At 46.2% G+C, this 24562-nt stretch carries 22 protein-coding genes, 1 tRNA gene, 1 pseudogene and 1 riboswitch; of the genes and pseudogenes, 6 read left to right on the forward strand and 18 right to left on the reverse strand.

Annotated elements, in window-relative coordinates; all coding sequences use genetic code 11:
• Nucleotides 1-4 precede the first annotated feature (4 nt).
• The 6 genes and pseudogenes from N288_RS25865 to N288_RS14530 all read right to left on the reverse strand — a co-directional run.
• A pseudogene (locus N288_RS25865) lies at nt 5-559 on the reverse strand (methyl-accepting chemotaxis protein); the annotation flags it as partial.
• Between the two features lie 1016 nt (nt 560-1575).
• Nucleotides 1576-2340, reverse strand: coding sequence for an alpha/beta fold hydrolase (locus N288_RS14515; protein ID WP_009795569.1), 765 nt, complete (start codon nt 2338-2340; stop codon nt 1576-1578).
• Nucleotides 2341-2342: 2 nt separating this feature from the next.
• Nucleotides 2343-2465 carry a hypothetical protein gene (locus tag N288_RS25700; RefSeq protein ID WP_009795568.1) on the reverse strand — a complete coding sequence of 41 codons (123 nt, stop codon included), beginning with the start codon at nt 2463-2465 and terminating at the stop codon, nt 2343-2345.
• Between the two features lie 146 nt (nt 2466-2611).
• The gene (locus N288_RS14520) at nt 2612-2848 is read right to left on the reverse strand and encodes a hypothetical protein (RefSeq protein ID WP_009795567.1); all 237 of its coding nucleotides are present in this window, start codon (nt 2846-2848) and stop codon (nt 2612-2614) included.
• Nucleotides 2849-2950: 102 nt separating this feature from the next.
• On the reverse strand, nt 2951-3301 hold the full coding sequence (locus N288_RS14525; protein ID WP_009795566.1) for a hypothetical protein: 351 nt from the start codon (nt 3299-3301) through the stop codon (nt 2951-2953).
• Between the two features lie 91 nt (nt 3302-3392).
• Nucleotides 3393-4190 (reverse strand): DUF2935 domain-containing protein, encoded by a 798-nt coding sequence (locus N288_RS14530; RefSeq protein WP_009795565.1) that lies wholly within the window; start codon nt 4188-4190, stop codon nt 3393-3395.
• A 157-nt stretch (nt 4191-4347) separates the two neighbouring features.
• Between N288_RS14530 and N288_RS14535 the strand changes: the two genes are divergently transcribed.
• Entirely contained in the window at nt 4348-4881 is a 534-nt protein-coding gene (locus tag N288_RS14535) for a DJ-1/PfpI family protein (protein ID WP_009795564.1), read from the forward strand.
• Nucleotides 4882-4934: 53 nt separating this feature from the next.
• Here N288_RS14535 and N288_RS14540 read toward each other — a convergent pair whose 3' ends face one another.
• The 3 genes from N288_RS14540 to N288_RS14550 are packed head-to-tail and all read right to left on the reverse strand — an operon-like array spanning nt 4935 to nt 8483.
• Nucleotides 4935-6809 (reverse strand): PTS fructose transporter subunit IIABC, encoded by a 1875-nt coding sequence (locus N288_RS14540; protein WP_009795563.1) that lies wholly within the window; start codon nt 6807-6809, stop codon nt 4935-4937.
• Between the two features lie 13 nt (nt 6810-6822).
• Nucleotides 6823-7734: a 1-phosphofructokinase gene (gene pfkB, locus N288_RS14545; RefSeq protein ID WP_009795562.1), complete on the reverse strand. Its 912-nt coding sequence runs from the start codon at nt 7732-7734 to the stop codon at nt 6823-6825.
• Nucleotides 7731-8483: a DeoR/GlpR family DNA-binding transcription regulator gene (locus tag N288_RS14550; RefSeq protein WP_009795561.1), complete on the reverse strand. Its 753-nt coding sequence runs from the start codon at nt 8481-8483 to the stop codon at nt 7731-7733. Before N288_RS14550 ends, pfkB begins: the two co-directional genes overlap by 4 nt.
• 227 nt (nt 8484-8710) lie before the next feature.
• On the opposite strand from N288_RS14550, the gene N288_RS14555 reads away from it, so the two are divergent.
• The 3 genes from N288_RS14555 (at nt 8711) to N288_RS14565 (ending at nt 12940) form a co-directional block, all read left to right on the forward strand.
• On the forward strand, nt 8711-9094 hold the full coding sequence (locus N288_RS14555) for a hypothetical protein (RefSeq protein WP_009795560.1): 384 nt from the start codon (nt 8711-8713) through the stop codon (nt 9092-9094).
• A gap of 222 nt (nt 9095-9316) precedes the next feature.
• Nucleotides 9317-9513, forward strand: a riboswitch (cobalamin riboswitch).
• Between the two features lie 134 nt (nt 9514-9647).
• Entirely contained in the window at nt 9648-11879 is a 2232-nt protein-coding gene (locus N288_RS14560) for a ribonucleoside-diphosphate reductase subunit alpha (protein ID WP_022544057.1), read from the forward strand.
• A gap of 17 nt (nt 11880-11896) precedes the next feature.
• Nucleotides 11897-12940: a ribonucleotide-diphosphate reductase subunit beta gene (locus tag N288_RS14565; protein ID WP_022544058.1), complete on the forward strand. Its 1044-nt coding sequence runs from the start codon at nt 11897-11899 to the stop codon at nt 12938-12940.
• Nucleotides 12941-12993: 53 nt separating this feature from the next.
• Here the strand turns inward: N288_RS14565 and N288_RS14570 are convergent, their stop codons facing one another.
• The 5 genes from N288_RS14570 to N288_RS14590 form a co-directional block, all read right to left on the reverse strand.
• Nucleotides 12994-14325: a YjiH family protein gene (locus tag N288_RS14570; RefSeq protein ID WP_009795556.1), complete on the reverse strand. Its 1332-nt coding sequence runs from the start codon at nt 14323-14325 to the stop codon at nt 12994-12996.
• A 13-nt stretch (nt 14326-14338) separates the two neighbouring features.
• Nucleotides 14339-15331 (reverse strand): agmatinase family protein, encoded by a 993-nt coding sequence (locus N288_RS14575; RefSeq protein WP_009795555.1) that lies wholly within the window; start codon nt 15329-15331, stop codon nt 14339-14341.
• A gap of 1 nt (nt 15332) precedes the next feature.
• A complete protein-coding gene (gene hutI / locus N288_RS14580; RefSeq protein WP_009795554.1) occupies nt 15333-16595 on the reverse strand; it encodes an imidazolonepropionase in 1263 nt (420 codons plus the stop codon).
• A complete protein-coding gene (gene hutU / locus N288_RS14585; protein ID WP_009795553.1) occupies nt 16592-18268 on the reverse strand; it encodes a urocanate hydratase in 1677 nt (558 codons plus the stop codon). The genes hutI and hutU overlap by 4 nt, the downstream gene beginning before the upstream one ends.
• A gap of 139 nt (nt 18269-18407) precedes the next feature.
• A complete protein-coding gene (locus tag N288_RS14590) occupies nt 18408-19874 on the reverse strand; it encodes a response regulator transcription factor (protein WP_022544059.1) in 1467 nt (488 codons plus the stop codon).
• Between the two features lie 158 nt (nt 19875-20032).
• Between N288_RS14590 and N288_RS14595 the strand changes: the two genes are divergently transcribed.
• Nucleotides 20033-21121, forward strand: coding sequence for an aromatic acid exporter family protein (locus N288_RS14595; RefSeq protein ID WP_035403393.1), 1089 nt, complete (start codon nt 20033-20035; stop codon nt 21119-21121).
• Nucleotides 21122-21194: 73 nt separating this feature from the next.
• Nucleotides 21195-21277: transfer RNA gene (locus tag N288_RS14600), tRNA-Leu, on the forward strand.
• 90 nt (nt 21278-21367) lie between these two features.
• Here N288_RS14600 and N288_RS14605 read toward each other — a convergent pair.
• From N288_RS14605 to N288_RS14620, 4 genes are all read right to left on the reverse strand, one after another.
• Nucleotides 21368-22111, reverse strand: coding sequence for an SGNH/GDSL hydrolase family protein (locus tag N288_RS14605; protein ID WP_022544060.1), 744 nt, complete (start codon nt 22109-22111; stop codon nt 21368-21370).
• A 122-nt stretch (nt 22112-22233) separates the two neighbouring features.
• On the reverse strand, nt 22234-22497 hold the full coding sequence (locus tag N288_RS14610; protein WP_022544061.1) for a DUF2188 domain-containing protein: 264 nt from the start codon (nt 22495-22497) through the stop codon (nt 22234-22236).
• Nucleotides 22498-22612: 115 nt separating this feature from the next.
• A complete protein-coding gene (locus N288_RS14615) occupies nt 22613-22921 on the reverse strand; it encodes a hypothetical protein (RefSeq protein WP_009795548.1) in 309 nt (102 codons plus the stop codon).
• A 197-nt stretch (nt 22922-23118) separates the two neighbouring features.
• Nucleotides 23119-24339 (reverse strand): MFS transporter, encoded by a 1221-nt coding sequence (locus N288_RS14620; protein ID WP_009795546.1) that lies wholly within the window; start codon nt 24337-24339, stop codon nt 23119-23121.
• Between the last annotated feature and the right edge of the window lie 223 nt (nt 24340-24562).

Here is a 24562-nt window from a genome sequence, read left to right on the forward strand (position 1 = left end):
TAAGTCATTTTATCGCTTTCTCCAGGCTCCCTGTCATTTCGTTCAGCTCGCGGATGTTTTCAACAATTCCCATTACCCGCTGTTCCTGCACTTCTGCGCTTGCCAGCACTTCTTCAACGGAAGCTGCCGACTGCTCGGTGATGGCTGCAACAGCAGTCATTTCTTCCCGGACGCTGGCTGCAGCCTCCTGGAGCTGCTCATTGAGTGACCTTAGATATTCCGCCTGTCCCAAGACAGCAGAAGACTGTTCCTGGATAGATGAGAACAGGTTCTCCGCCTCTTCCGCTGACTGCCTTCCATCAGAGACCTCTGCCATACCGTTCCCGATCAGCTCCGCTGCCTCTTTGAATGTGCCTTGAATCCCTTCCAGAATCCCTGTTATCCGGCCGGAAGCATCATGAGCCTGCTGGGCAAGCTTTCTGACCTCCTCGGCCACAACGGCAAACCCCTTGCCATGCTCGCCTGCCCGGGCTGCTTCAATTGCGGCGTTCAGTGATAATAGATTGGTTTGATCTGCAATGCCGGCAATCAGTTTGACAATGCCCTCAATCTGTTTGTTTTCCTCATTGACCTTCGCCATGACAGAATTGGTCGTTTCAACCATCATTCCAATCCTGTTCATTTTTTCATAGAGCCTGTCCATCTTTTCTTTACCCTGCAGCGTCATTTCAGCCGAAGCAGTTGAAGAGGCTTCCATGATGCCTGATGCCTCATTTGCCTTCATAACTCCATCATACACATCCTGAATAGCGGAATTAACATCTGTAATACTTGCAGCCTGAGATTCAATCCCTCCTGCAAGCTCCTGGAAAGCGAGGACCACCTCACCTGTAATTTTTCCCGTTACTTCTGCATTTTCATTCAATCCTCGGTTTGACTTTCCCAATACCTCGATTGTTCTTTGAACTTCCTGCAGGACCACTTCCGTTTTCTGCTTTTGGAGCTCTGACTGCTTTCTGCCTGATTCAACTTTTTTCAGCATCCCGTTCCCCAGCACGCTTTGGGCGGTAAGAGCCGAAAGCACCAAAATGAAAAATGCATTAACAGCCAGTTTATCAACCTCGCCATAATCCGGTTTAACAGCCAGGAAATAGTTCATCATCACCAGTGCGATCAGTCCATTCAAGAGAAGCGGCCGGTAATTATGATACAGGGAGATGATCCCAAGCGCTAAAAAGAAAATAAGCAAATTTGTGAATTCAGCAGTCGATTGGACAAAAAAGAAAGAAACGACTGCCAATCCTATTGATATAAAATACATGATAAGAGGGATGGCCTTTTTCCTCCAAATCATAAAGCTGCAAAACAGGGAGAATGGCCCTCCCGCTGCCAATATGGTCACTACTGTTTTGGGTGTATCCGATGCTACTGCAACCCCAAGTATCACGCATGCCCATAAAAGATAGACAAGCAATAGATTCCGTTTATGCAGGTCAGCCAAGTAATCTGTCATATATATTCTCCTGATCATCTATTCCTAAATTTACTCAGCATAAATTCAGTAACTTTATTATAATGGGAAATAATACCTAAGAAAAGCTTTTTTACGCTAAAAAGAACAGCACTCTGGCTGTTCTAAATTTTTGCCTCCGAAAAAAGGAATCCAAGTATAACCTGGTTAAAAGCTTGCCATTTTTTTGTAGGCAGCTGATGGGCCACTTTTTTAATGACAGCTGATTGACAATCAATGTGCTTTTTGTATGATCTGATATGCTGATTGGCAAAATCGCGGGAACCGTACATCAGAAGCAGCGGAGCCTTGAGCTCTTTCAGCCTGTCTGTGCAACTGTAATGCAGTGACTGGCCGTAGAACTGGAACCATATCTGTTTGTCTGCAAGCTCCATATGCTCCGCCAGCCTGGCCCGGTAAGCATGATCTCGCGTATGGCTTGCCGCAAGCAGCGGGATCAGGATATCCGGATGATGCTTAATCATATACATGCCTGCAAGATGTTCATACTTAAATGCAGCTGACTGGACCTCCGGGTAGCCGCTTGCCAGGATGAGCGCGGCAGCCCTCTCCGGATAAGTGAGGGCAAATTCCTGTGCGATCAGCCCCCCGGCAGAATATCCAAGAACTGCTGCTCTTTCAATCTTCAGGGAATCCAGCAGAGCGGCTATTTCATTAGCATACCGGCCAATAGATATGTTTGTCTGACAGACAGGTGATCTGCCGTGCCCGCTGAGATCTGGAAGAATAACCCTGAACCATCCAGAAAGGGGCTTTTGGCATTCAAAAACCGCGCTTCCCATACCAGGCGGGTGAATGAAGACTAACGGAATCCCGCTCCCCATCTCTTCATAAAAAATCCTCCCGCCCCGATATTCAAAACTGGCCAAAGTCAGTGAGGCCTCTGTTTCTCAGCTTTCTTTTCTGAAGCTGTCATATCCTTTGAAAACTCCATATCGTTTATGCTCTTGGCGCTTTGCAGGCCGGATTTCGTTTTTCTATTGCGCTTAGTCATGAAATTTAGTCTCCTTCTGAAGCATGATTGGACAGCCATTACTGCTGCGTAATGTCTCCAGCCATATCCCTGGCTGCCTTAATAGTATGGCTCGCATTAGAGAACTGCCATGCACCTGAAACGGATTGCCTTGATTTACCGGCTGGCTAGATCCTGCCGCCTCTTTCCTTGTAATTTCCCAGCAGTCCCAGCTCATTATTCAGAAGGATTTCCATCTGTTCTATATCACTTCGATCCACAACGCCGTCTTTCTCATTCCATCCGATGCTGTAAACAAGGAAATACCCCCTGACCCGGCGGAAAATAACAGTGGTATTCGGGTACTTATCAAAGACTGCTTTTCTTTGCCCCCTCCGCATATAGCCCCATTTTAAAATATCCATACAATCCCTGCAATCTGATTAGTTTTTTACCCTTTACCCTAATCCATGGGGATTATCACATAAACAGAAAAAGCCGCATTTCTGCGGCTGTGCTTTTACCTTTTATCTTTCACCAGACAAATTTCCGCCAAGATCCGGTTTGTCTTCAGTCTTCGGCGTCTCGTCGTTTCGCATTCCCCGGTCGCTCCAGTCTTCGCTGCTTTCATTTTGCTCTTCAATTTGTTCATCAAGCTGCCTCATGTCAGCCGGATCAACATAGCGGGAAGGAATAACTCTGTTGCTGTCATTATTAGGCTGATTGACCTGGTCGTTATCAAAACCATCGCCATTATTGCGCATTGGTGTATAATTCATCTCTTCCGGCTCATTCATTTGATTGTTGTTTGTGCCGCAGGCTGACAAAGGCAGGACAATGGACAATATCGCCAGAATGGATGCTGCTCTTTTTTTCACTAAGAATTCCTCCTCAAAATGTGTTCTTTTTTAGTATGTTCACATTAGAGAAGGTTAAAATGCGTAATATTATCAGCCCGGGAAATGCTTGCTAATACTGAAGCCGGGGTTTCGCTGGATCACAGTCCGGCTTTCCTTCTGACTGTGCCTCGGCTAGCTTAGACAAATAATAGCATTCTTCCCTGAACATATGGTCGGCCATCAGGGGAGCAAACGTTCCGAGGGCCTGGTTTGAGAGTTCAAGCTCTTCAATTTCATCCAGGAAATTCATAAATAACTTCATCTCGAGCTTGACGTTTTTGTTAAACCGGTCCAGTGCCGGAAAGCTTTGGATTTTCGTCCTCAAAAATCCGGTAAGCTCTACAGCCTTTAAGTAAAAGCCCTCAAAATGTTTTGTATAATCATCGCTTTTTTCTTTAATCATCTTCTCGATCCGGTCCATATTGTCTGATATCGCACCAGCATGACCCGCAGCATCAAGCAGCCAGATCAGATGATGATGAAGCTCATGAAATACTGGCGGAGCTTCACCTTTTTTTAAGTAACTAAGCACAAGCAGGTATTCCTCAAGCTCGTTCACCATATGGTTGATGAAGGTCGGGCCAAGATGTATTTTGATTTTGCCGGTCAGATGCTCTTCAATCAGCTTCAGCTTAAAGCCTCGCAGCTTTTCAGCCTCTCCTTCTGCCAGTATGCTTAATTGTATAGGATCTGCGCTTCCTGACTGTGCGAGCAATTCATCGAAGACCGTTATAAAATATTCCGCTGTCCGGATATTTTCCTTTTCAGACGGCGCCAGGGCATCATGGATGAACCGCGCATGATCCCCGAGGATCTGCAGCCAGAATCCGTTTTCTTCCTTTGCTGCTTCTTCGAATGTTTTGGCCATATGTTTCCCTCCCTGTTAAAACTTCTTCTCTCATTCATATTAAACTTGACTGAGAATATGCCTGGCCCAAGAAGCAGGATTAAGCACGGACTGAAAAGGGTTTACTGCAGAAGCGGCGAATAGTATTGTAAATTCCCTTGAATTGGAGGTATGAAAGATGACTACAGCCATTATTCTGTATCCCGGATTCAGCGAGTACGAATTATCAGCCGTCATTTCTGTATTGACGCAGGCAAATCATCCAAAGGTCTTCATCGGCCTTGATGATGAACCTGTAATAGGAGAAGCAGGACTTTCGTGCAATCCCGATATTTCTCTTAATGAGGCAGAGATTTCCCAATACCAGAGTCTGATACTTCCAGGTGTTGATGATTTCAAGCACCTGCTGGCGGAAGATGACTTGTTCAGCTTTATCTGGAGCGGATATAAACAAGATGCCGTCATTGCCGCAATTTCCAGTGCGCCTTACCTTATGGCGAAATCCGGCATCCTGGATGACCGTTCTTACACAGCGGGTATTTCCAAACAGTCCAGGGAGTTCTTAGGGGTTTTCAATGAAGAAAGATATGTAGACGCCCCTTATGTGTTTGACAGGGGAATATTGACAGCGAAGGGCAATGCCTTTGTGGACTTTGCCATTAAATTCGGCCAGGTGCTGGAGCTTGATTTTAACCCTGGCTGGTATCGGTGAGATACTATTGAGAAAAGAAAAAACCGGAAAGCACAGAGGCTTTCCGGTCATTTTCACTTCACTTGTGCTGCAGGTTTTTTAAAGATTCCCAACAGGACGGCAGATACAACCGAGCCAATCAGGATAGCCAAAAGATACAGCAGCGCATTTCCTTCTACTAGGAAGGAAACAAACACTCCGCCGTGAGGTGCCCGGAGGCCGATGTTAAAGAGCATGGACAGAGCACCGGTTGTGGCAGCACCCGCCATGATAGATGGGATGACCCTGATTGGATCTGCTGCCGCAAATGGGATGGCACCTTCCGTGATGAAAGATACACCCATGATATAGTTGACAGTGCCTGCATCTCTTTCCTGTTTCGTGAATTTATTCTTAAAGAAAGTAGTAGCCAGAGCGATGGCAAGCGGCGGAACCATACCTGCCGCCATGATGGCAGCCATTGGCTCATAGACGCCGTTTGCCAGGAGGCCTGTTCCAAATACATATGCTGACTTGTTGACAGGGCCTCCCATATCAAAGGCCATCATAAGGCCCAGTACAATACCCAGCAGTACAGCATTGGCGGTGCCGAGACCGGCAAGCCAGTCTGTAATTGCATTATTCAGTGCACCGACTGGCTCATTCACTGCATACAGCATGGCAAGGCCAGTCAGTAATATTCCAAGAAGCGGGTAAAGCAGAATCGTCTTTATTCCTTCAAGAGCAGCCGGAAGCCCGGATAGGAGCTTCTTAAGCAGTACAACAATGTAACCGGCAAGGAATCCGGCGATCAAGCCGCCAAGGAATCCAGCCCCGCCGCTCGCTGCCATGAAACCACCGACCATACCAGGTGCAAAGCCCGGACGGTCCGCGATGCTCATTGCAATGAAGCCGGCAAGCACAGGAACCAGCAGGCCAAAGGCATTGCCGCCGCCGATTGTCATAAGTGCCGCTGCAAATTCATTGTAAGAAGGATCGTTCGGATCCGCAGAGTTATAGCCGAACATAAAGGAAATCGCAATCAGGATTCCGCCGCCGACAACAAACGGAAGCATATTGGAAACACCGTTCATCAAATGCTTGTAGATGCCGCCCTTTTTCTCCTTATTTCCGCTGTCTTCAGATGAAGCATTGCCTGATCCCTGATAGACCGGCGCATCTTTTTTAACAGCCCTGTCAATAAGCTCCTTAGGCTTTCGGATGCCGTCTGCTACAGCGGTCTGAATGACATGCTTCCCTTTGAAGCGTTCCATTTCCACTTTTGTGTCTGCTGCCACAATAACTGCAGCTGCGTTTTCAATTTCTTCCCGGGTGAGGACATTTTTAGCTCCGCCGGAACCATTGGTCTCTACCTTAATATCAATGCCCAGCTCAGCCGCTTTTGCTTTCAGGGAATCTGCTGCCATGTAGGTATGTGCAATTCCTGTAGGGCAGGCTGTGACGGCGACGATGAAATCTTTTTTGTTTTCCATGCTCTGCTCTTCTTCTTCGCCTTCTTCATCATGTGCATTAATGATATTCAAAACGGTTTCCGCAGAATCCGCTTCCATAAGCTCCCTGCGCACTTCTTCTCTCATAAGGATGGAAGAAAGGCGGGAAAGTGCCTCAAGGTGGGTATTGTTCGCACCTTCAGGGGCAGCAATCATGAAGAATAGATGTGACGGCTGTCCGTCCAGTGAATCATAATCCACCCCTTCAGCTGACTTGCCGAACGCAATTGCAGCATTGGAAACCGCCGCGGTTTTCGCATGGGGAATCGCAATGCCGTCCCCGATCCCCGTAGTGCTCTGTTCTTCTCTTTTAAGAATGGCCTCTTTGAAAGCGGAAATATCATTAAGCTTTCCAGCTCTATCCAGTGTCTCTGCCAGCTGGTCAATCGCTCCGCGCTTATCCCTGCCATTAATAGAGAGCAGGATTGTATCTTTTGACAACAGCTCTGTAATTTTCATAAAGCTCTCCCCTTTATATTATTCTGACCGCTACCTGAGGCAGCAGCTCTTCTACTTTTTCAATCGTGCACAGGCCAATAGAAAAGGCTGTTGCACTGCCGGAAGCTACACTGTATTTAAATGCTGCCTCATAGCTGCCGCTCCGGCTGAATTCGGCAAGAAATCCGGCAACCATAGAGTCGCCTGCTCCCACCGAGCTTCTCAAGATGCCCTTTGGAACAGTCGCCGCGATGGCCATATCTTCATTCACGAATACAGCACCTTCCCCTGCCAGTGAAATAATGACGTTTTGCGCACCCATTTCGATAAGCTTCTTAGCGTATGGAAGCACTTCTTCGCACGTATGGATCTCTGTGCCAAATAATTCTCCAAGTTCATGGTGATTCGGCTTGATCAGGAAAGGACGGTACGGAAGAACCTTTTTAAGCAGCTCGCCCTCTGCGTCTGCTGCAAATCCTGCACCTGCTTCATGGCACATCTTCGCGAATGCTTCATACGTGTTGTCCGGCATTGTGGAAGGGATGCTTCCTGCAAGCACAAGCATATCTCCCTGTCCCAGCCGGCTGATTTCAAAAGTCAATGCATCCAGGTCTTCCTTGCTGATTTCAGGCCCCCTGGCATTGATTTCAGTTTCCTGACCGCTTTTCAATTTGATATTGATTCTCGTGTCATCCTTTACCTGGACAAAACGGGTTCTAATATTCTCTTCCTGGAGAGAGTCTGTGATATATCTGCCGGTGAATCCGCCGGCAAAACCGATTGCTTCGCTGTCAACTCCCATCCTTTTCAGGACTCGGGAAACATTGATGCCTTTTCCTCCTGGAAATTTAGATTCACTTTTTGTCCTGTTCAAACTGCCTATCTCGACATTGTCAAGCTCGACAATATAATCAACTGAAGGATTAAGTGTCAATGTATAAATCATGCTGTCACAACCTTAATTTTTGTTTTACTTATAAATTGTTCCCTGCTGTCTGCATCAAGTTCATTTGTGATAATGGAGGCTTCATGGAGCTCAGCAATTTTTGCGAAAGCGATTTCAGAAAACTTCGAACTATCCGAAAGTACATATGCTTCCCTCGACAGTGAAATAGCTGTCTGCTTGATCATTGCTTCCTCCTGGTCCGGTGTGGTATAGCCGAACTGCGGATGAATTCCATTAACACCCATAAAGCATTTATCAAACCTGTATTGCCCAAGGCTCGCTAAGGCTCCCCTGCCTATGATGGCATTTGTGTGCGGCTTTGCATACCCGCCCACAAGGAAGGTCTTAATCCCTCTTTCCATAAGGCTTTGAATATGCATAAGGCCATTTGTCACGACAACAATGTCTTTCAGAGGCAGAAAGGGAATCATTTCCTGAACGGTTGACCCTGCATCCAGATATAGGCAATCCCCTTCTTCTACAAGGCCTGCTGCATACTTGGCAATATCCTTCTTCTCATGACGGTTTATGGATGATTTCTCAACCATGCTCGGCTCTTGAAGCTTTCCCTGCAGCCTGGCAGCGCCTCCGTGCACCCTTTTTAAAAATTTATCATTTTCAAGCTGTGATAAATCCCGTCTGATGGTTGATTCTGAGGAATCTGTCATTTCTACAAGTTCCTGTATTTTAACTGTATGCTTCTCTTTAAGCATTTGCAGAATGAGCTGATGTCTCTCTGGCGTCAGCAAGATTGTCACCTCCCAGCTCTTTATTATTGCCGCTTCATGGCTTTTGGCTTAGAAGTTTAAGATTTATTATGTAAGCCAATTGTAATGGAATCGATTTCAAAAATCAATCATTTTCACTCATAAACAATCAAATAGATTCAATGTTTGATTGTTTATGAATGTTTTTGTTTTATTTTAATTATTTTGATAATCGTTATGTTTTGTTAGCTGTCTAAAGGGAGGCTATAATGAAAGAGCAAAAATATATAAATGTTTTGGAGAGTGTCTCAGTGAAAAATATTGGCGGTTTTTATCTTGAATTGATTAAAGTAATCATCATTGCTGTTGCTGCGTTTGCCCTTTTTGGGTCATTCCATGAAAAGATTCTTGAACTTGCGGTTCCGGCAGATGAAGATATAACAGGCAAAGCGTTCGGTCTGCCATTCTATATTCAGTCTGCTGCTTTATGCATGCTTCTTTTTCTTCTTTATAAGACAAATCTGCAGAGGTGGAGCTGGTATAAAAAATGGAAAAATAGCGGCAGGCTTTCGACAAATACGGCTCGGATTCTGCTAATTGCAGGGAGCGCCATGCTTCTCCTTCCATATTTTTATTATTTTATCGCTTTATGATTGCTGTTGGTTTTTAACTATGCTACAATCATGGTACAACATATTGATAATCCACCAGGAATCAGCACTACATATTGTTGTCCTTGTGAATGAATTTTGTTTATGGTCTCTTTTTCCTTTTTCGCTTCTGAAACTCGGGAAGCGATTTTTTTTGCAGAGAGTCCGGGGATTTTAGCGAATAATCGTCCTGGCTGCCGATTTTTGGCACCAGCCTTCAATTGAATAAGAATCCGCAAGCGATGGTGCCCTTTTAGGGCATAATAGGGAATCCGGTTCAACGCCGGAGCTGTCCCCGCAACTGTAAGTGTGTACGAAATGAGCATCCACTGTATATGAACGCTGAATAGGCGCATATATGGGAAGGGCTCAGAGTAGGATGAAGCACAAGCCAGGAGACCTGCCATGCTTGTACGAGTTTCGGTTCTTCGGGGATTGGGAAGATGAAACGATGGTATAAATCGTTTTATTTTCCTTTATGCCGTCGTTTGATCCGCCCAAATTGTGGGCGGATTTTTTTATTGTCAAAATACTGATCAACCCAGGAGGTACGACTATGAACATTTCTTCCGCAAAACCGCTGCCATTGGCATCCATTGATTCTGATTTCCCGCATTTGGATTTTCAGCCGCTTTATAAAAGGGCGACTCAGCTTCAGGATAATCACACTCCAAGTAATGATGAACTGCTAAACCAGCTGATTCTTGATTCCCTTTCCATGATCAGCGAGGCTGAGCCTGACTGGACATACGTGGCCGCCCGCCTGTACTTATCAAGTCTTTATGAGAAGGCTGCCGAGCACCGGCGCTCCACTGCCGGAGAAAGCTATGGCCCACTGTATGGGCTTATCACCGATTTAACCGATGCCGGCGTCTACTCCCCAGTCCTGCTGGAATCCTACACAAAAGAAGAAATTGATATAATCGGGACTTATATTGACCCGGAAAAGGACAGGCTTTTTACATATATAGCAGTGAAAATGCTTGCTGACCGCTACCTGAGCCGGGATAAGAAAAAGAGGCTTTTTGAGCTGCCTCAGGAAAGATTCATGATCATCAGCATGACTTTGAACCGTTCAGAGCCAAAGGAACGCAGATTGTCCCTCATTAAGGAATCCTATTGGGCTTTAAGCAATCTGTATATGACAGCAGCAACCCCTACACTTTCCAATGCAGGAAAAAATTGGGGCCAGCTTTCAAGCTGCTTTATTGATACTGTAGATGACAGTCTCCAGGGCATATATGACAGCAACACAGATATCGCCAATCTTTCCAAGAACGGCGGCGGCATCGGGGTCTATCTGGGAAAAATCAGAAGCAGGGGCAGTGATATAAAAGGCTTTAAAGGGGCTTCATCAGGGGTCCTTCCATGGATGAAGCAGCTTAATAACACAGCTGTCAGCGTCGATCAGCTCGGCCAGCGCAAAGGGGCAGTCAGCGTCTATCTCGACATCTGGCATAAAGATATCTTTTCCTTCCTGGACAGCAAATTGAATAACGGTGATGAACGCTACCGCACCCATGATTTATTCACCGGGGTCTGCCTGCCGGATCTATTCATGGAAACGGTAGAAGCCCGCGGGGACTGGCATTTGTTCGATCCCCATGAGGTCCGCAGCGTTATGGGCTTCTCCCTTGAAGACTTTTATGATGAAAAGCCTGGTGCAGGTTCATTCAGGGTTAAGTATGAAGAATGCGTCGCAAACCCGCGGCTGTCGAAGCAAAAAGTTCCGGCAATCGATATTATGAAAAGGATTATGATCAGCCAGCTGGAAACCGGCACTCCATTCATGTTTTACCGTGATGAGGTAAACAGGAAGAACCCCAATCGTCATTTGGGGATGATTTATTGCACTAATCTCTGCACTGAAATCGTGCAGAATCAAAGCGCAACGATCACAAAAGACCAGCGCGAGGAAGATGGCCGGATCATCATAGAGAAAATTCCCGGCGATTTTGTCGTCTGCAATCTTTCATCTATCAATCTGGCAAGGGCAGCAGCCGACCATGTATTGGAAAGATTGATTCCCATTCAGGTCAGGATGCTTGATAATGTGATTGACTTGAATACCATTCCCGTCCTGCAGGGAGTGGCCACCAACCGGAAATACAGGGCAATTGGACTCGGGACCTTTGGCTGGCACCATTTGCTCGCCTTGAAAAAGCTCAGGTGGGAAAACGAAGAAGCCGTCCGGCTGGCAGATGAATTGTACGAAAAGATTGCCTTCCTGACGATTAAAGCAAGCATGAATCTGGCGATGGAAAAAGGATCATACCCGGGCTTCAAGGGCTCTGACTGGCATTCAGGCGAATATTTTACATCCCGGGGATACAGCAGTTTGGATTCTGTGCATGATTGGGATTCATTGATGCAGGCTGTCAGGAAAAATGGAATCCGAAATGGATATCTGATGGCTGTAGCACCAAATGCATCAACTAGCATCATTGCAGGAAGCAGCCCGAGCATTGATCCGATATTCAGGAAATTCTACTCTGAGGAAAAGAAAGATTATAAGATTCCGGTAACGGCACCCGACCTGAATGAGCATACAACCTGGTACTACAAATCGGCTTATGTGATTGACCAGCATTGGAGCATCCTGCAGAACAGCAAAAGACAGAAGCATATCGATCAGGCAATTTCTTTTAATTTATATGTGCAGAACAATATTAAAGCGAAGGAACTGCTGGATTTGCATCTGTCTGCCTGGAAAAACGGACTGAAGACGACATACTATGTCCGCTCTACTTCTTCCGACTTTGAAGACTGCGATTCCTGCTCAAGCTAATGAAAAGGAGTGATTCGATGACAACCCCTGTCAATAAGAGAGAAATCATGAATAAAACAGCACCAAACCGCTCTACTGGAATCATCAACGGAGAATGTTCCAATATCCTGAACTGGGACGATGTGAGGTTTCAATGGGCCTTTCCTAAATATAAACGGATGCTCGCCAATTTCTGGACCCCTTTTGAAATCAATATGTCACAGGACATCAAGCAGTTTCCTGATTTATCAGAAGAAGAAAAGGAGGCTTTCTTAAAAATAATCGGCCTCCTGGCACTGCTTGACAGCATTCAGACTGATTATGCCGGTAAGGTCGCTGACTACCTGACAGATTCCAGCCTCTCCGCCCTGATGATCATCCTTGCCCAGCAGGAAGTGATCCATAACCATTCTTATTCTTATGTGCTTTCAAGTATTGTTGATAAGAATAAGCAGGATGAGGTATTTGAATTCTGGCGGACCGAGCCTGCCCTAATAAAGCGGAATGAATTCGTGGCTTCAGGCTACAGAAATTTTGCAGAGTCGCCCACTGTCGACAGCCTTCTTAAGTCCATCATATTTGATGTTGTTTTAGAGGGGCTGTTCTTCTATTCCGGCTTCGCCTTTTTCTATCATCTGGCACGAAACCAGAAAATGGTCGCTACCAGCACGATGATCAACTATATTAATAGAGATGAACAGCTGCATGTCGACCTTTTCGTTAAAATTTTCCGTGAAATCCTTGATGAATATCCTGAGCAGAACACAAAAGAGCTGGCGGAATTCGCAGAATCAACTTTCAGGGAAGCGGCCTATCTTGAAATTGAATGGGCCCGATCCATCATCGGGGATAAAATAAGCGGCATCCTGATCGGGGATGTGGAAGAATATATAAGATTCTATGCCAATGTCCGCTCCAACCAGCTGGGCTTTAACCGCCCATTCGAAGGATCAAGGACCAATCCCCTTCGCTGGATCAAGGCCTATGAAGAGGTCGATCTTGGAAAATCGGACTTTTTTGAACAAAAGCCGAGGCAGTATGTGAAGGTGAATACAGTGGATAATGGGTTTGATGATCTATAAATGGCATCAGGACCAGAAAAACCAGCACGGCACAGGCCATGCTGGTTTTATCTTTATAAAAGCAAATAGACAAGCGGTGCAGCAATGATCAGCGTCAAGATCACCCTTTCAATCCATATGACGATCAGCACGGGAATTGAAAGAGGAATTTCCGTCGATACAATACAAGGCACAAGCGCCGAAAAAAAGATGATACCTGATACAGAGACAATAGCAATGACAACCTTCAGTTCCAGTGCAGCTTCAGTGACCAGCAAGGCAGGGAGAAACATCTCTGCTATGCCAAGTGCGCTTGCCTTGGCAGCAAGCATTGGCTCCGGCAGCTGCAGAACGGATGTGAACGGATAAAAGATATAGCCAATCCAGTCAAAAACCGGGGTGAACTCAGCTAAAACCAGGCCAAGCAGTCCGATCGACAGGATGGATGGCAGGATGGCCATAGCCATTAGCAGCCCATCTTTCAAGTTGACCCATATATTCTCCAAGAGGCGCGGTGAATGTTCCGCTGTCTGCCTGGCCTCCGCCCATGCTGCAGTGAAAAGGTTTCCTTGGACCTTTTTTTCAGGCTGCGGAACAGATCCTTCGTAATAATCTTCTTTAATTTTCGACAGCGGCCAGATTCTGACCGTAATCGCTGTTACAAGGAAGGTTACGAAGAAAGTAAGCCAAAAATACAGATTCCACATTTCCATCAGCCCGAGGGTCTTTGCCACAATGACCATGAACGTGGCAGAAACAGTTGAAAAGCCGGTGGCAATGATGCTTGCTTCCTTGCCGTTATACTTGCCTTCTTTATAGATGCGGTTGGTTATTAAAAGGCCGACCGAATAGCTGCCCACAAAAGAAGCGACAGCATCAATGGCAGAACGCCCGGGCGTTTTCCAGATGGGCCGCATGATTGGCCTTGCAAGGACCCCGATGAATTCCAAAAGGCCGTAGCCTACCAGCAAAGAAAGGAATACAGCCCCTATCGGCACCAGCAGTCCGACGGGAACTACAAGCTTGTTGTATAAAAACGGTCCCATATCCGGATCAAACAGCCAGGCTGGACCCTGATTCAGGAGAATCATAATGCCTGTCAGCAGACCAGCCACTTTAAACATAGAAAAAATTATATCTGTAGCGGATTTCTTCCATTTCCCTGTCCAAAAAGGATATATGGCTCCTGCAGCCAAAATGAACAGAGTATAAAAAGGGATGGCAGGTTCCGCTGCCGTTTGGATATAGGTCACAAAATGATCAAGCAGGATGGATTTCTTTTCGCCGATTGTAATGGGGACAAAGAAAATGAACGCGCCTATGAAACTGTAAACGAAGAATTTCCACATAAATGGCGTTTTGATGCTTATGTCTGTACCGGGCTGTTTTGGCAGATTGTTTTCCATATCAATCGCTCCCTTAACAGTGAATGTTCAATCCTTCTTTCCGCATTGTGCAGCCGGTCATAAATTGCAGCCAGGCATATACACCCGCTTTTACCGTTTCTGACACGTTGGAATCCTTTGTCGGGTCAAGACAGACAAAGTCAATATGCAAAACATGCGGACATTTGCCAATTTCGAGCAGGACATCAAACAGTTCGCCAGGCATCATACCGCCCGGAGTTGACGCAGGCACGCCCGGGGCTGCGGAGATGTCCAGAACATCCATATCCACTGTTACATAAACACGGTCTGTCCTGGCTGCCAAATCATCCAGAGACTCCTGCACTGTTTGGATCAGCCCTTGCCTCCGGGCATTCTTCATGGTCACCATCCGGATCTTGTGTTTTTTTGCATATTCAACCAGCGGCCTTGCATTGAAATAGCCATGAAGTCCGATATTGACTATATCCTCCCCCTTCACAGCACCGCCATCGATAAGCTGGCGGATCGGTGTGCCATTCGCAGGCCCGAGCTCCTTCGGGTCCCTTACATCCAGATGGGTATCCAGCTGAAGGATCCCAATCCTTTCGTCAGGAAAAGCTTCCTTAATTCCGCGGACAGAGCAGGCTGTGACTGAATGGTCCCCGCCGATCAGGCAGCTGACAGATTCAGGGAAGCCTTTTGCCAGTGAACAGGCTGTCTCCTGAATACGGCTATGGGAAAGGGGGATATCAGTTGTATGCATAAGTACATCTCCTGCATCAGCAGCAGTTAAAGAGGTCAAATCGATATCTTCATCAAGATTATAGGCTGCGTATCCTTTCCACATTTTCCTGAATTCATCCGGGTATAAGGATGCACCTGAAACACTGATGGATGATCTTGATAAGGGTGCTCCATAAATGATGACATTGGGTTCCCCTTCTGTCTGTTCCAGCGGACGGATCCATTGATGGACGAATTCAGGGGAGCTGCCTTCAGCCGTATTCCAGGACCAGCCGGGTTTCGTCAGCCAGCGAGTCTCCATCCTAGCCCACCACCTTTATGCCTTTTTTCCAGACGGAATGGACATGATTGACCCCGAACAAATATTGCAGTTCCCGGTAGTCCTTCACATTCCACAAGACAATATCTGCCTGCTTGCCTTCTTCCAATGATCCTATCCGGTCTTCTCTCCTGATGGCGCATGCTGCATTATAGGTTGCAGCTGTCAATGCCTCTGCCGGCGTCATCCTCATCAGGATACAGGCAAGATTCATGACGAGGGGCATGGATGTTGTCGGCGATGAACCAGGGTTGCAGTCTGTTGAGATTGCTACAGGCACCCCTCTGTCAATCATCTTCCGCCCTTTGGCAGCTTCCTCCCGCAAATAAAGAGCCGTTGCCGGCAGCAGGCAGGCAATTGTACCTGCCTTTGCCATCGCCTCAATGCCAGCTTCCGAAGCCTTCAGCAGATGTTCTGCCGAAACAGCTCCCACCTTGGCAGCCAGCTCTGCGCCGCCATAGGACTCAATCTCATCTGCGTGTATCTTAGGAAGCAGCCCGAACTTTTTCCCGGCCTCAAGAATCCGCTCTGCCTGTTCAGGAGTATAGACTCCCACTTCGCAGAATACATCATTGAACTCTGCAAGCTTTTCAGCAGACACCTCCGGCAGCATCACTTCAATAATATAATCAACGAACTCATCTTCCCTTCCTTTGTATTCCGGCGGCACTGCATGTGCCCCCATGAAGGTCGGGACAATATCAACATGATGCTGTTCATTCAGTTTTTTCATCGTCCGCAGCTGCTTCAGCTCGGTTTCCAGCTCCATTCCATAACCGCTTTTTCCTTCTACTGTTGTAACTCCATGAGCAAGGAAGGAATCAAGGCGGACAGCAGTCTGCTCCAGCAGCTCCTCTTCCGATGCCTCCCTTGTCATTCTAGCTGTTGCGTGGATTCCGCCGCCGCTGTTCATGATATCCATATAGCTGGCACCTTCAAGGCGCATTTCAAACTCCTGTTCCCGGCCGCCGCCATATGCTGCATGAGTGTGGGGATCGATCAGTCCCGGAGTGACAAGCCGGCCGGAAGCATCAATAATCTCTGCATCCTTCAGGATGGCAGCATATTTTTTTTCGATTTCCCCTGCTGAAGCTGCTGCCAAAATTTTATTGCCCTTGATCAATAAGCTTCCGTTTTCAATCAGTCCGAGCTCTGACATATCACTTTTTGAGCGCGGACCTTTCACGCCTGAGGCGAGAGTCGCAAGCTGAGAGGCATTTTTAATCCATAAGATCCTGCTGCTCATGCCTGGTCACTCCCCTTATCAAGCATTGGCATTCTAATACCTTTTTCTCTCGCAGTTTTCTTTGCCAATTCATATCCAGCATCAGCATGACGGACAACTCCCATGCCGGGATCAGTAGTGAGCACCCTTTCAAGGCGCTTTTCAGCTTCCTTAGTGCCATCTGCAACTATGACTACACCCGAATGCTGGGAGTAGCCCATCCCGACTCCGCCTCCATGGTGAAGGGAGACCCAAGTAGCGCCGCCAACTGCATTGATGAGCGCATTGAGAATCGGCCAATCTGAAACAGCATCAGACCCGTCCAGCATGGATTCGGTTTCACGGTTCGGAGAAGCGACCGAACCTGAATCCAAATGGTCCCTGCCGATTACTACCGGTGCACTCAGTTCCCCGCTCGCGACCATATCATTAAGAATCTTGCCGAATCTGGCTCTTTCTCCGTAGCCAAGCCAGCATATGCGGGATGGGAGCCCCTGAAACTGGATTTTTTCCTGAGCCATCCTGATCCAATTGCATAAATGCTCATTATCGCTGAACTCTCTCAGGATAGCCCGGTCGGTTTTGTAAATATCTTCAGGGTCTCCTGAAAGGGCTGCCCATCTGAAAGGCCCTTTGCCTTCACAGAACTGCGGCCTTATATAGGCAGGAACAAAGCCAGGGAAAGCAAAAGCATCCTCCACCCCCTCGTCCTTTGCCACCTGGCGGATATTATTGCCATAGTCAAAGGTGATGGCGCCCTTATTCATCATTTCAAGCATCGCTCTCACATGAACAGCCATGGATGATTTTGACCTTTTGACATATTCGGCTGGATCCGCAGCCCTCAAATCTTCTGCCTCGCCAAGTTCCATGCCCTCAGGGATATAGCCATTCAGCGGATCATGGGCTGATGTTTGGTCTGTCAATACTTCCGGGATGAAATTCCTTTGCAGCATTTTCGGAAGTATTTCAGCAGCATTGCCTACAAGGCCGATAGAAAGGGCCTTCCCCTCTTTCTTTGCCTGCTCAGCCAGGGAAATGGCATCCTCCAATGAATCCGTTTTCATATCCGTGTAGCCTGTTTCAATCCTTCGGTCAATTCTTGTCTCATCCACTTCTATCCCGATGCAGACACCGCCATTCATCGTAACAGCGAGCGGCTGGGCCCCGCCCATGCCTCCAAGGCCTGCTGTTACAGTAATAGTGCCTTTAAGGGAACCTCCAAAATGCTGATTTGACAGCTCGGCAAAAGTCTCATATGTCCCCTGTACAATTCCCTGGGAACCAATGTAAATCCAGCTTCCGGCGGTCATCTGCCCGTACATCATAAGGCCCTTGCGGTCAAGCTCATGAAAAGTTTCCCAATTGGCATATGCCGGCACGAGGTTAGAATTGGCAATCAATACACGCGGAGCATCACTATGCGACTTAAAGACGGCTACGGGTTTGCCTGATTGGACAAGGAGAGTTTCGTCATTTTCCAGCTTCTTTAGCGTCTCTACTATAGCATCAAAGCTCTCCCAGTTTCTGGCCGCTTTCCCGATCCCCCCGTAGACGACCAGCTTATCAGGCATTTCTGCTACATCCGGATCCAGATTATTCATTAGCATCCTCAAGGCAGCTTCCTGCTGCCAGCCTTTTGTATTCAGTTGGTTCCCCCGGTATCTTTTCACTCTCTCAGCAGCTGTTTCCATCACTATTCCCTCCTGTTATAGTTTCTTTCATTTTACTTCTGGACAGGAGGAAATTAATTTATAATCTGTTGATATTTTTACAAATGATTGCAGTTCAAAGATACTGAGGTAGACATAATTATGATGAATTTCAAAAATTTCAATTATACTTAGTTTTCCGCCTATAGGAAGCGGGTGTGGAAGATGCAATGGATTTGAACTTGGACGAAAAATAAGAGGGATGTGAATAGCCGCACATAGCCGCAATTCTTTCAATTGGCAGATCTGTCTCAATCAGAAGCCGCTTTGCCTCACGGATCCTGATCTGGTGAAGCCTCTCGCGGAAGGTCAGTCCTTTCTCGGCAGCAAACCGCCGGCTCAATGTACTTTTATGTATTCCCAGGGATTCCGCACAATCTGATAAATTCCAGCCCTCGTTCCAGTAATTTGACTCTATTAGTTCTTCGGCTATTTCAACAGCCGGGACAGGATCAATAGCTTTGCGGCTATATTCCTCAAAAAGCCTGGCCGCAAATTTCTCCAGTTCATTGACAATCTCATGGATGGTCGGCGAATGGACAATCTTCTGAAAAACACGGTGGTAATTTTCCTCCAATATATCCGACTGCAGCTGATAGGTTTTCATATATCTTCTCGCCTGAGCAAGCACACTTGTCAGCCGGACCCTCACCAGCTCTGGATCAGGATATGGGGATTCAAGGGCAAGGAACTCCCTTTCACACCACAACCGAATGGCTTTTACGTCTCTTTTTTCAAGCATTTCTATCCATTCCCTCTGCTCGACCGGTGTCAGGAGAGGGTCCATTTCCTTTGTTAAAGACGGATGATTTTCTGAAATGATAATGTCATAGCCTTCAAAGAAGATCAGTTTGGTCAGCATCCGTACATGCTGGTAGGTATCCTTCAGTGATTGTGGTTTCCTGGTTTGATATACGATAACAGCAAGCGGGACAGCAAAGCTTTTTTTCCAAACCGCCATGAATGAGTGGAACTCGTCCAATGTCTCTCCTCCATATGGTGAAGTGCGGACAAATAGGACGAACTCTGACAAGGCGAACACTTTGCCGGCTTTAGCCGCAGTGCGGCTGCTCAATAAGCTGTATAATGACTCAAGCGCTGAGCTGTCAGGCGTCAGGAAAGCAGCCATGGTCAGACCCCTCTCCTCCTCCCCATTTGTGACAAACAAATCCGGATAGCCGGGTTCCTGTAATTGCGCTTGTCCGGCTTGCCCCTGCTCCGGCGAGTTCCTCAGCTCATACCTGATCTGCTGGACAGCCCTGATCAGTTCTGAAGAAGAAAAGGGCCTGAACAGCACATCCTCTCCCCTGTATTTAAGTGCGCGGTATGCTGTCTGAAAAATCCTTTCAGAGGATATCCCCAGCCAGCATAATCTTTTACTCTTCAATTCTTCCGCTTCTTCGCCGGAGAATTGTTCCCAGCTGTCCATATTGATAATGACCAGTCCCGGTGAACCGTGTTCGATGGCAGCCAAAAAATCACGAATGTTTTTCCAAACCCTGAGATCTATCCCGCTTAAATGGGATTCCAGCACCCAGCGTATCCCCTGAGCCTCCAGATCATCTTTCGGAACTAAGTGAATGAGCATTGGAGCACTCCCTTCTCTGCCTCTCATGACATTTGCTTTGTATGATTGGACTACTTGCCGGCAATCCGGCTCTTCGTTATTTTCCCCATAGTGCATGGGGGTTGCGATATAATATATATATCATGAAAATATCCAACACAGTTAAAGAAGGCAAAAAAATGAAAGCATATCTATTTAATTTTGCAGGCGGGAGGATTGTCAAAACCGGGATTGCTGTTTTTGTAACAGCCTTTATCTGCCATTTGCTGGATTGGCCTGCAATGTTCGCTGTCATAACAGCCATAGTAACAATAGAACCAACAGCTGCTGACTCGATAAGGAAGGCATTCATCCGCCTTCCCGCTTCTGCCATAGGAGCAGGTTTTGCCGTCTTTTTTGCATTTCTGTTCGGAGACAGTCCGTTTTCGTATGCATTCGTTTCCCTTGCAACCATCATTGCCTGCCATAGACTGAGGCTCTATGAGGGCACCGTTGTCGCTGTGCTCACCGGAGCTGCAATGATCTCAACTGTTCACGACCATTACGCAGCTTCTTTTTTCATACGTCTGGGCACAACCTGCACAGGCCTGATCGTCTCTACTTCGGTCAATATCTTTATCATGCCTCCGCAGTATTCTAAGACTATTACATTGGGAATAGACTCAGCTTTCGAAAAGGCTTCCTCTATTTTAATGACGGTATTCACCCATATCTCAGGTTCCCCCCGTGATAAAGCAGGAGTTCTCGAGGATTTCCAGAACCTGTCAAGGGATACGGACAAAATTGAAAAATTGTGCCTGTATCAGAAGGATGAGTGGAGGTTTCACCGTTTTACCCGCAAAGAAATACGGTGCTACAGACTTGAATACAAGAAATTAATTATTCTCCGGCAATTGATTTATCATATTGGCAACCTTGTTTACCTGCCAAAGTCCCGCTTTAGCCTGGATCTGAAAACCAATGCTGCGGCTATCCCGGTAATGGAAACCGTTTCATTCATTTTCAAGGATAAAGGCTTTATGCCGGCTGAGGATTATCTGGAGCAAGTAAATGCGCTCACACAATGGTTCAATGAACAGAAAGAAACATTTGCCCCGGCTGATTTGCATCCGCATCAGCATCATCATATCTCACCTGCGGCTGCGGTTTTATATGAGATCCTCTCGTTGCATGATCTTGCCGAAGAGCTGATCCATATCAGGTCACTTGAGGAGCGGAGTAAAGAGCTGCTCCAGCTGGCAAATGATACAGCCAGTGAAGGCAGATAATTTTTCAAAAAAAATATAAAAAAATAGTGTACAAACATAATTATTATGCTATAATAAATTCAGTTGCTAGTAAGCGGTTGTGGCGGAATGGCAGACGCGCTAGATTCAGGTTCTAGTGGGGGCAACCCCGTGGAGGTTCAAGTCCTCTCAGCCGCATAAAAGATTCACTAAGTAAAGCGATTTGCAGATGCAAATCGCTTTTTTCTATTCTTACAATAAAAATAAAGGCCAGCCCACGGGCTGCCCTTATTTTTCTGTTACAGAAGTTAAATGCATATTATCCATATTGCCGGACTGCATAAAGGCTGAAAGATAATTGTAAATCTCTGCCCCAAGGATTTTGTAACCCCATTCGGTCAAATGGATTCCATCGGCCGAAATTAATTCTGCCAGGTCACCCGCCTGTTTTAATGCAGATCTTACATCGATTTTCAACACATTCAGTTCATCCGCAATTTTATTCAGACTCTGATTATATTTTCCATGCCAGTGCTCTATCCCGCCAACTCTGCATATCCAGCCGCTGATCTGTGAACTGAACTTGCCTGAAATATTCTCGTAATAGCGGACCGGATCAAGCGGAGGCAGGGTCAGGAGAATGGGAGTGATCCCGCTGTCCTTTACTTTCTCTATCATATATCTTAGATTGTCTGCATATTTGTCCAGCGGAACTGAAGCCCTATGTTCGCCGCCCGGATTTTGCGCGACCTCTTCCCATGAAAAATTGCAGTCATTGCCGCCAATGCTGATGATGGCAAAATCAGGTTTCTCATCAGTAACATCCCGTTCAAGCCTTGACAGCAGAAGATTCGAATTATCATTAAAGACACCTTTGTTCAAGACTTCGATATGCAGTCCCGCTTCACCTGCACTATTATTTTTAAATAGCTCCTGGAGAACGGCTGGATAATTCTTTTTTAAGATTCTCAGCCGCCCTTTTAGGTAGGACACTCCGCGGGTTAGACTATCACCAAAGCAAACTATTTTCATGATGGACACCCTCTGTATTTCAAACTTTATTTTAGAATAGCATATTAGCCCGTTTAAAACGAATACGGTGTTCGGGCATTCCTCAAAAAAAAGGCTCAGCCAGGGGCTGAAGCCTTAAATCCTTATTGGCGGTAATTCTCCTGGTCCTCTATCCTTCCTTCATCATTATGGATAATAGCCATTGTCCCCGCTTCCTTCGCCATTTCCTTTGCCTTGTCCACAGCTTCGGACTTGGAGCCTGTTGTCAATTCCGGCTCATCTTCGCCTTCCTTTTTTACAGCCCAGCCTTCTTCATCATTTGGCACAACATGGAAATTCGCTTCATCTGTCCCTGCACGATCCTGGAAATACTGATTGCGGTCATCGCTGTTTTTATTATCTGCCATATGATCAGCCTCTTTCATTTAAATTTTTTATCCACTACACTATTACCCTTTCGTTTTTGAAAAAAACACAGCCGGCACTATTCCGTCAAAAGAAAAAAGCCAATCAAAAGACTGGCTACTTCTTTTCGACACGGATCAATCCGTCCCTCATATTGTCTTTCTCAAAATAACAGACTACTGTATCCTCTTTTTTTATGATGATGTTCTGATCCAGGTCATCCAGTGTAAAAGAAATGCCCAATCCATCAGCAGACTTCCCATAGTATGTCCCTTCTTCAACCTTGGTAATTTTATATTCAAAAGAAACATAGTCTTTTTTCTCTTCTACGTTGGCATTTGTCTTTTTTGCATCGAAATCGAATGAGGAAATCAATACAAATAAAACAGCAGACAGCAGTGATAAAAGAATTAATCTTTTAGCCATATGTATCCCCCCATGGACATAGTTTAAGCATCAGAAATTTTCAGATTGACGCATTCTGCTTTTCTTTTCCCTGATTTCCTGCTGCCAAAACCCTAATGATGAATTTTGAAGTTTTTATCATACTGCTGTTCCTGCCTGAAGGAAAGTGTCAAAAGACATAGCAGTGCCTATTTTTATAACAAAAAAAACTGGGCCTGCTATTGCAGTGCTCCAGCTTTTCCATTTTTACCTGTATCCTCTTTTTTAAGAAATATAAGATACATGATCATTGATAGCAATACTGATATTGCTGCAGTTAAATAAATGCTGCCATAGCCGAACCAGTGGCTGATCTGCCCGAATGCCATTGCTCCAATCCCTACACCAAGATCAAAGAAAGAAAAGAATGTTGCGTTGGCCATTCCCCTCCTGTTCCTTGGTGCCTGTTCAATCGACCATGCCTGCAGAGCAGGCTGCACACTTCCAAATCCGAGTCCATAGAGCACTGCAGCGAGATATAAAATGCCGGTGCCCGGCAGCCATGAAAGCAGGACCATAGCGATTAATATCAGAAGAGCGCCTGGTACAAATATAGCTTTATGTCCCTTTAAATCATAAACCTTCCCGGCAAAGGTCCTTGTCAGCATAATGGATAGAGCATAAATAAGGAAATACCATTGAATTCCGCCGATGCCCTTTTGAGCTGTATAGAGCGGGAGGAAGGAAGCAATGCCCCCAAAAGTGACAGTAATAAAAAACAGCAGGACGGATGGTTTCAAGGCGCTTTTCTCATAAAAGTCCCATTTTACCGGAGTTGCAGCGGCCTGGCTTTCTTCTACTTTTTTATAGCGTATCCGTGATGAAAGTAGAAGAGCGGCACCGCCAAGAGCAGCACAAATTAAAAACAGCTGCTTGAATGTCAGTATTCCTGCAAGGGTGAGTCCCAGCGAAGGTCCAAGAGCAAGGGCGATATTGCCTGAAAGGCCATAATAGCCCATACCCTCCCCCCTTCTTTTAGGCGGAATCAGGTCACTTGCAATTGTCCCGGAAGCAGTAGTGGAAAATCCCCAGCCCACGCCCTGGATAATCCGTAATAGAAATAAAAATATGATTCCCGGTACGAACCCGAATGCTCCCACTGCAAGAATAAAAATAAAAAGGCCGAGCAAGTAAACCCAGCGCCTTCCTTTTGTTTCAAGAGCATGGCCGGCATAGGGCCTGAGAAGCAGGGCAGAAAATGTGAAAATACCGACCACGAATCCAATCAGCTGGTCGTTGCCTCCAAGCTCTTCGACAAATAAAGGGATGGTAGGCAATGTCATCTGAAAGCCTAAAAACACAAAAAAATTGGCAATGCAGATCAAGACAAAATCCCTTGTCCAAATTTTATCTGCACCTGAATCCTGCCGGAGATCCACTTTGCTATTTTCTTCATCCATAAATGGTTCTCCTCTCTATGTAAAAATCACCCTTTATTTTACAGCAATCATGAGCAGCTGCCTAATAAACGGCCTTTCTATTTTATATTTTGTACAGCAACATGAAACTATAACGGAAATTCCGGGAAAATATGTTTAGCAGCCGGAAAAGACGGGTATATAATGCGGAACGGTTTCCTGAACCGCTGTCATACATAATACTTTTACAGGTAATTGCTTCCCC

The sequence above is a fragment of the Bacillus infantis NRRL B-14911 genome, from assembly GCF_000473245.1.
Taxonomy (GTDB): Bacteria; Bacillota; Bacilli; order Bacillales; family Cytobacillaceae; genus Bacillus_AB; species Bacillus_AB infantis.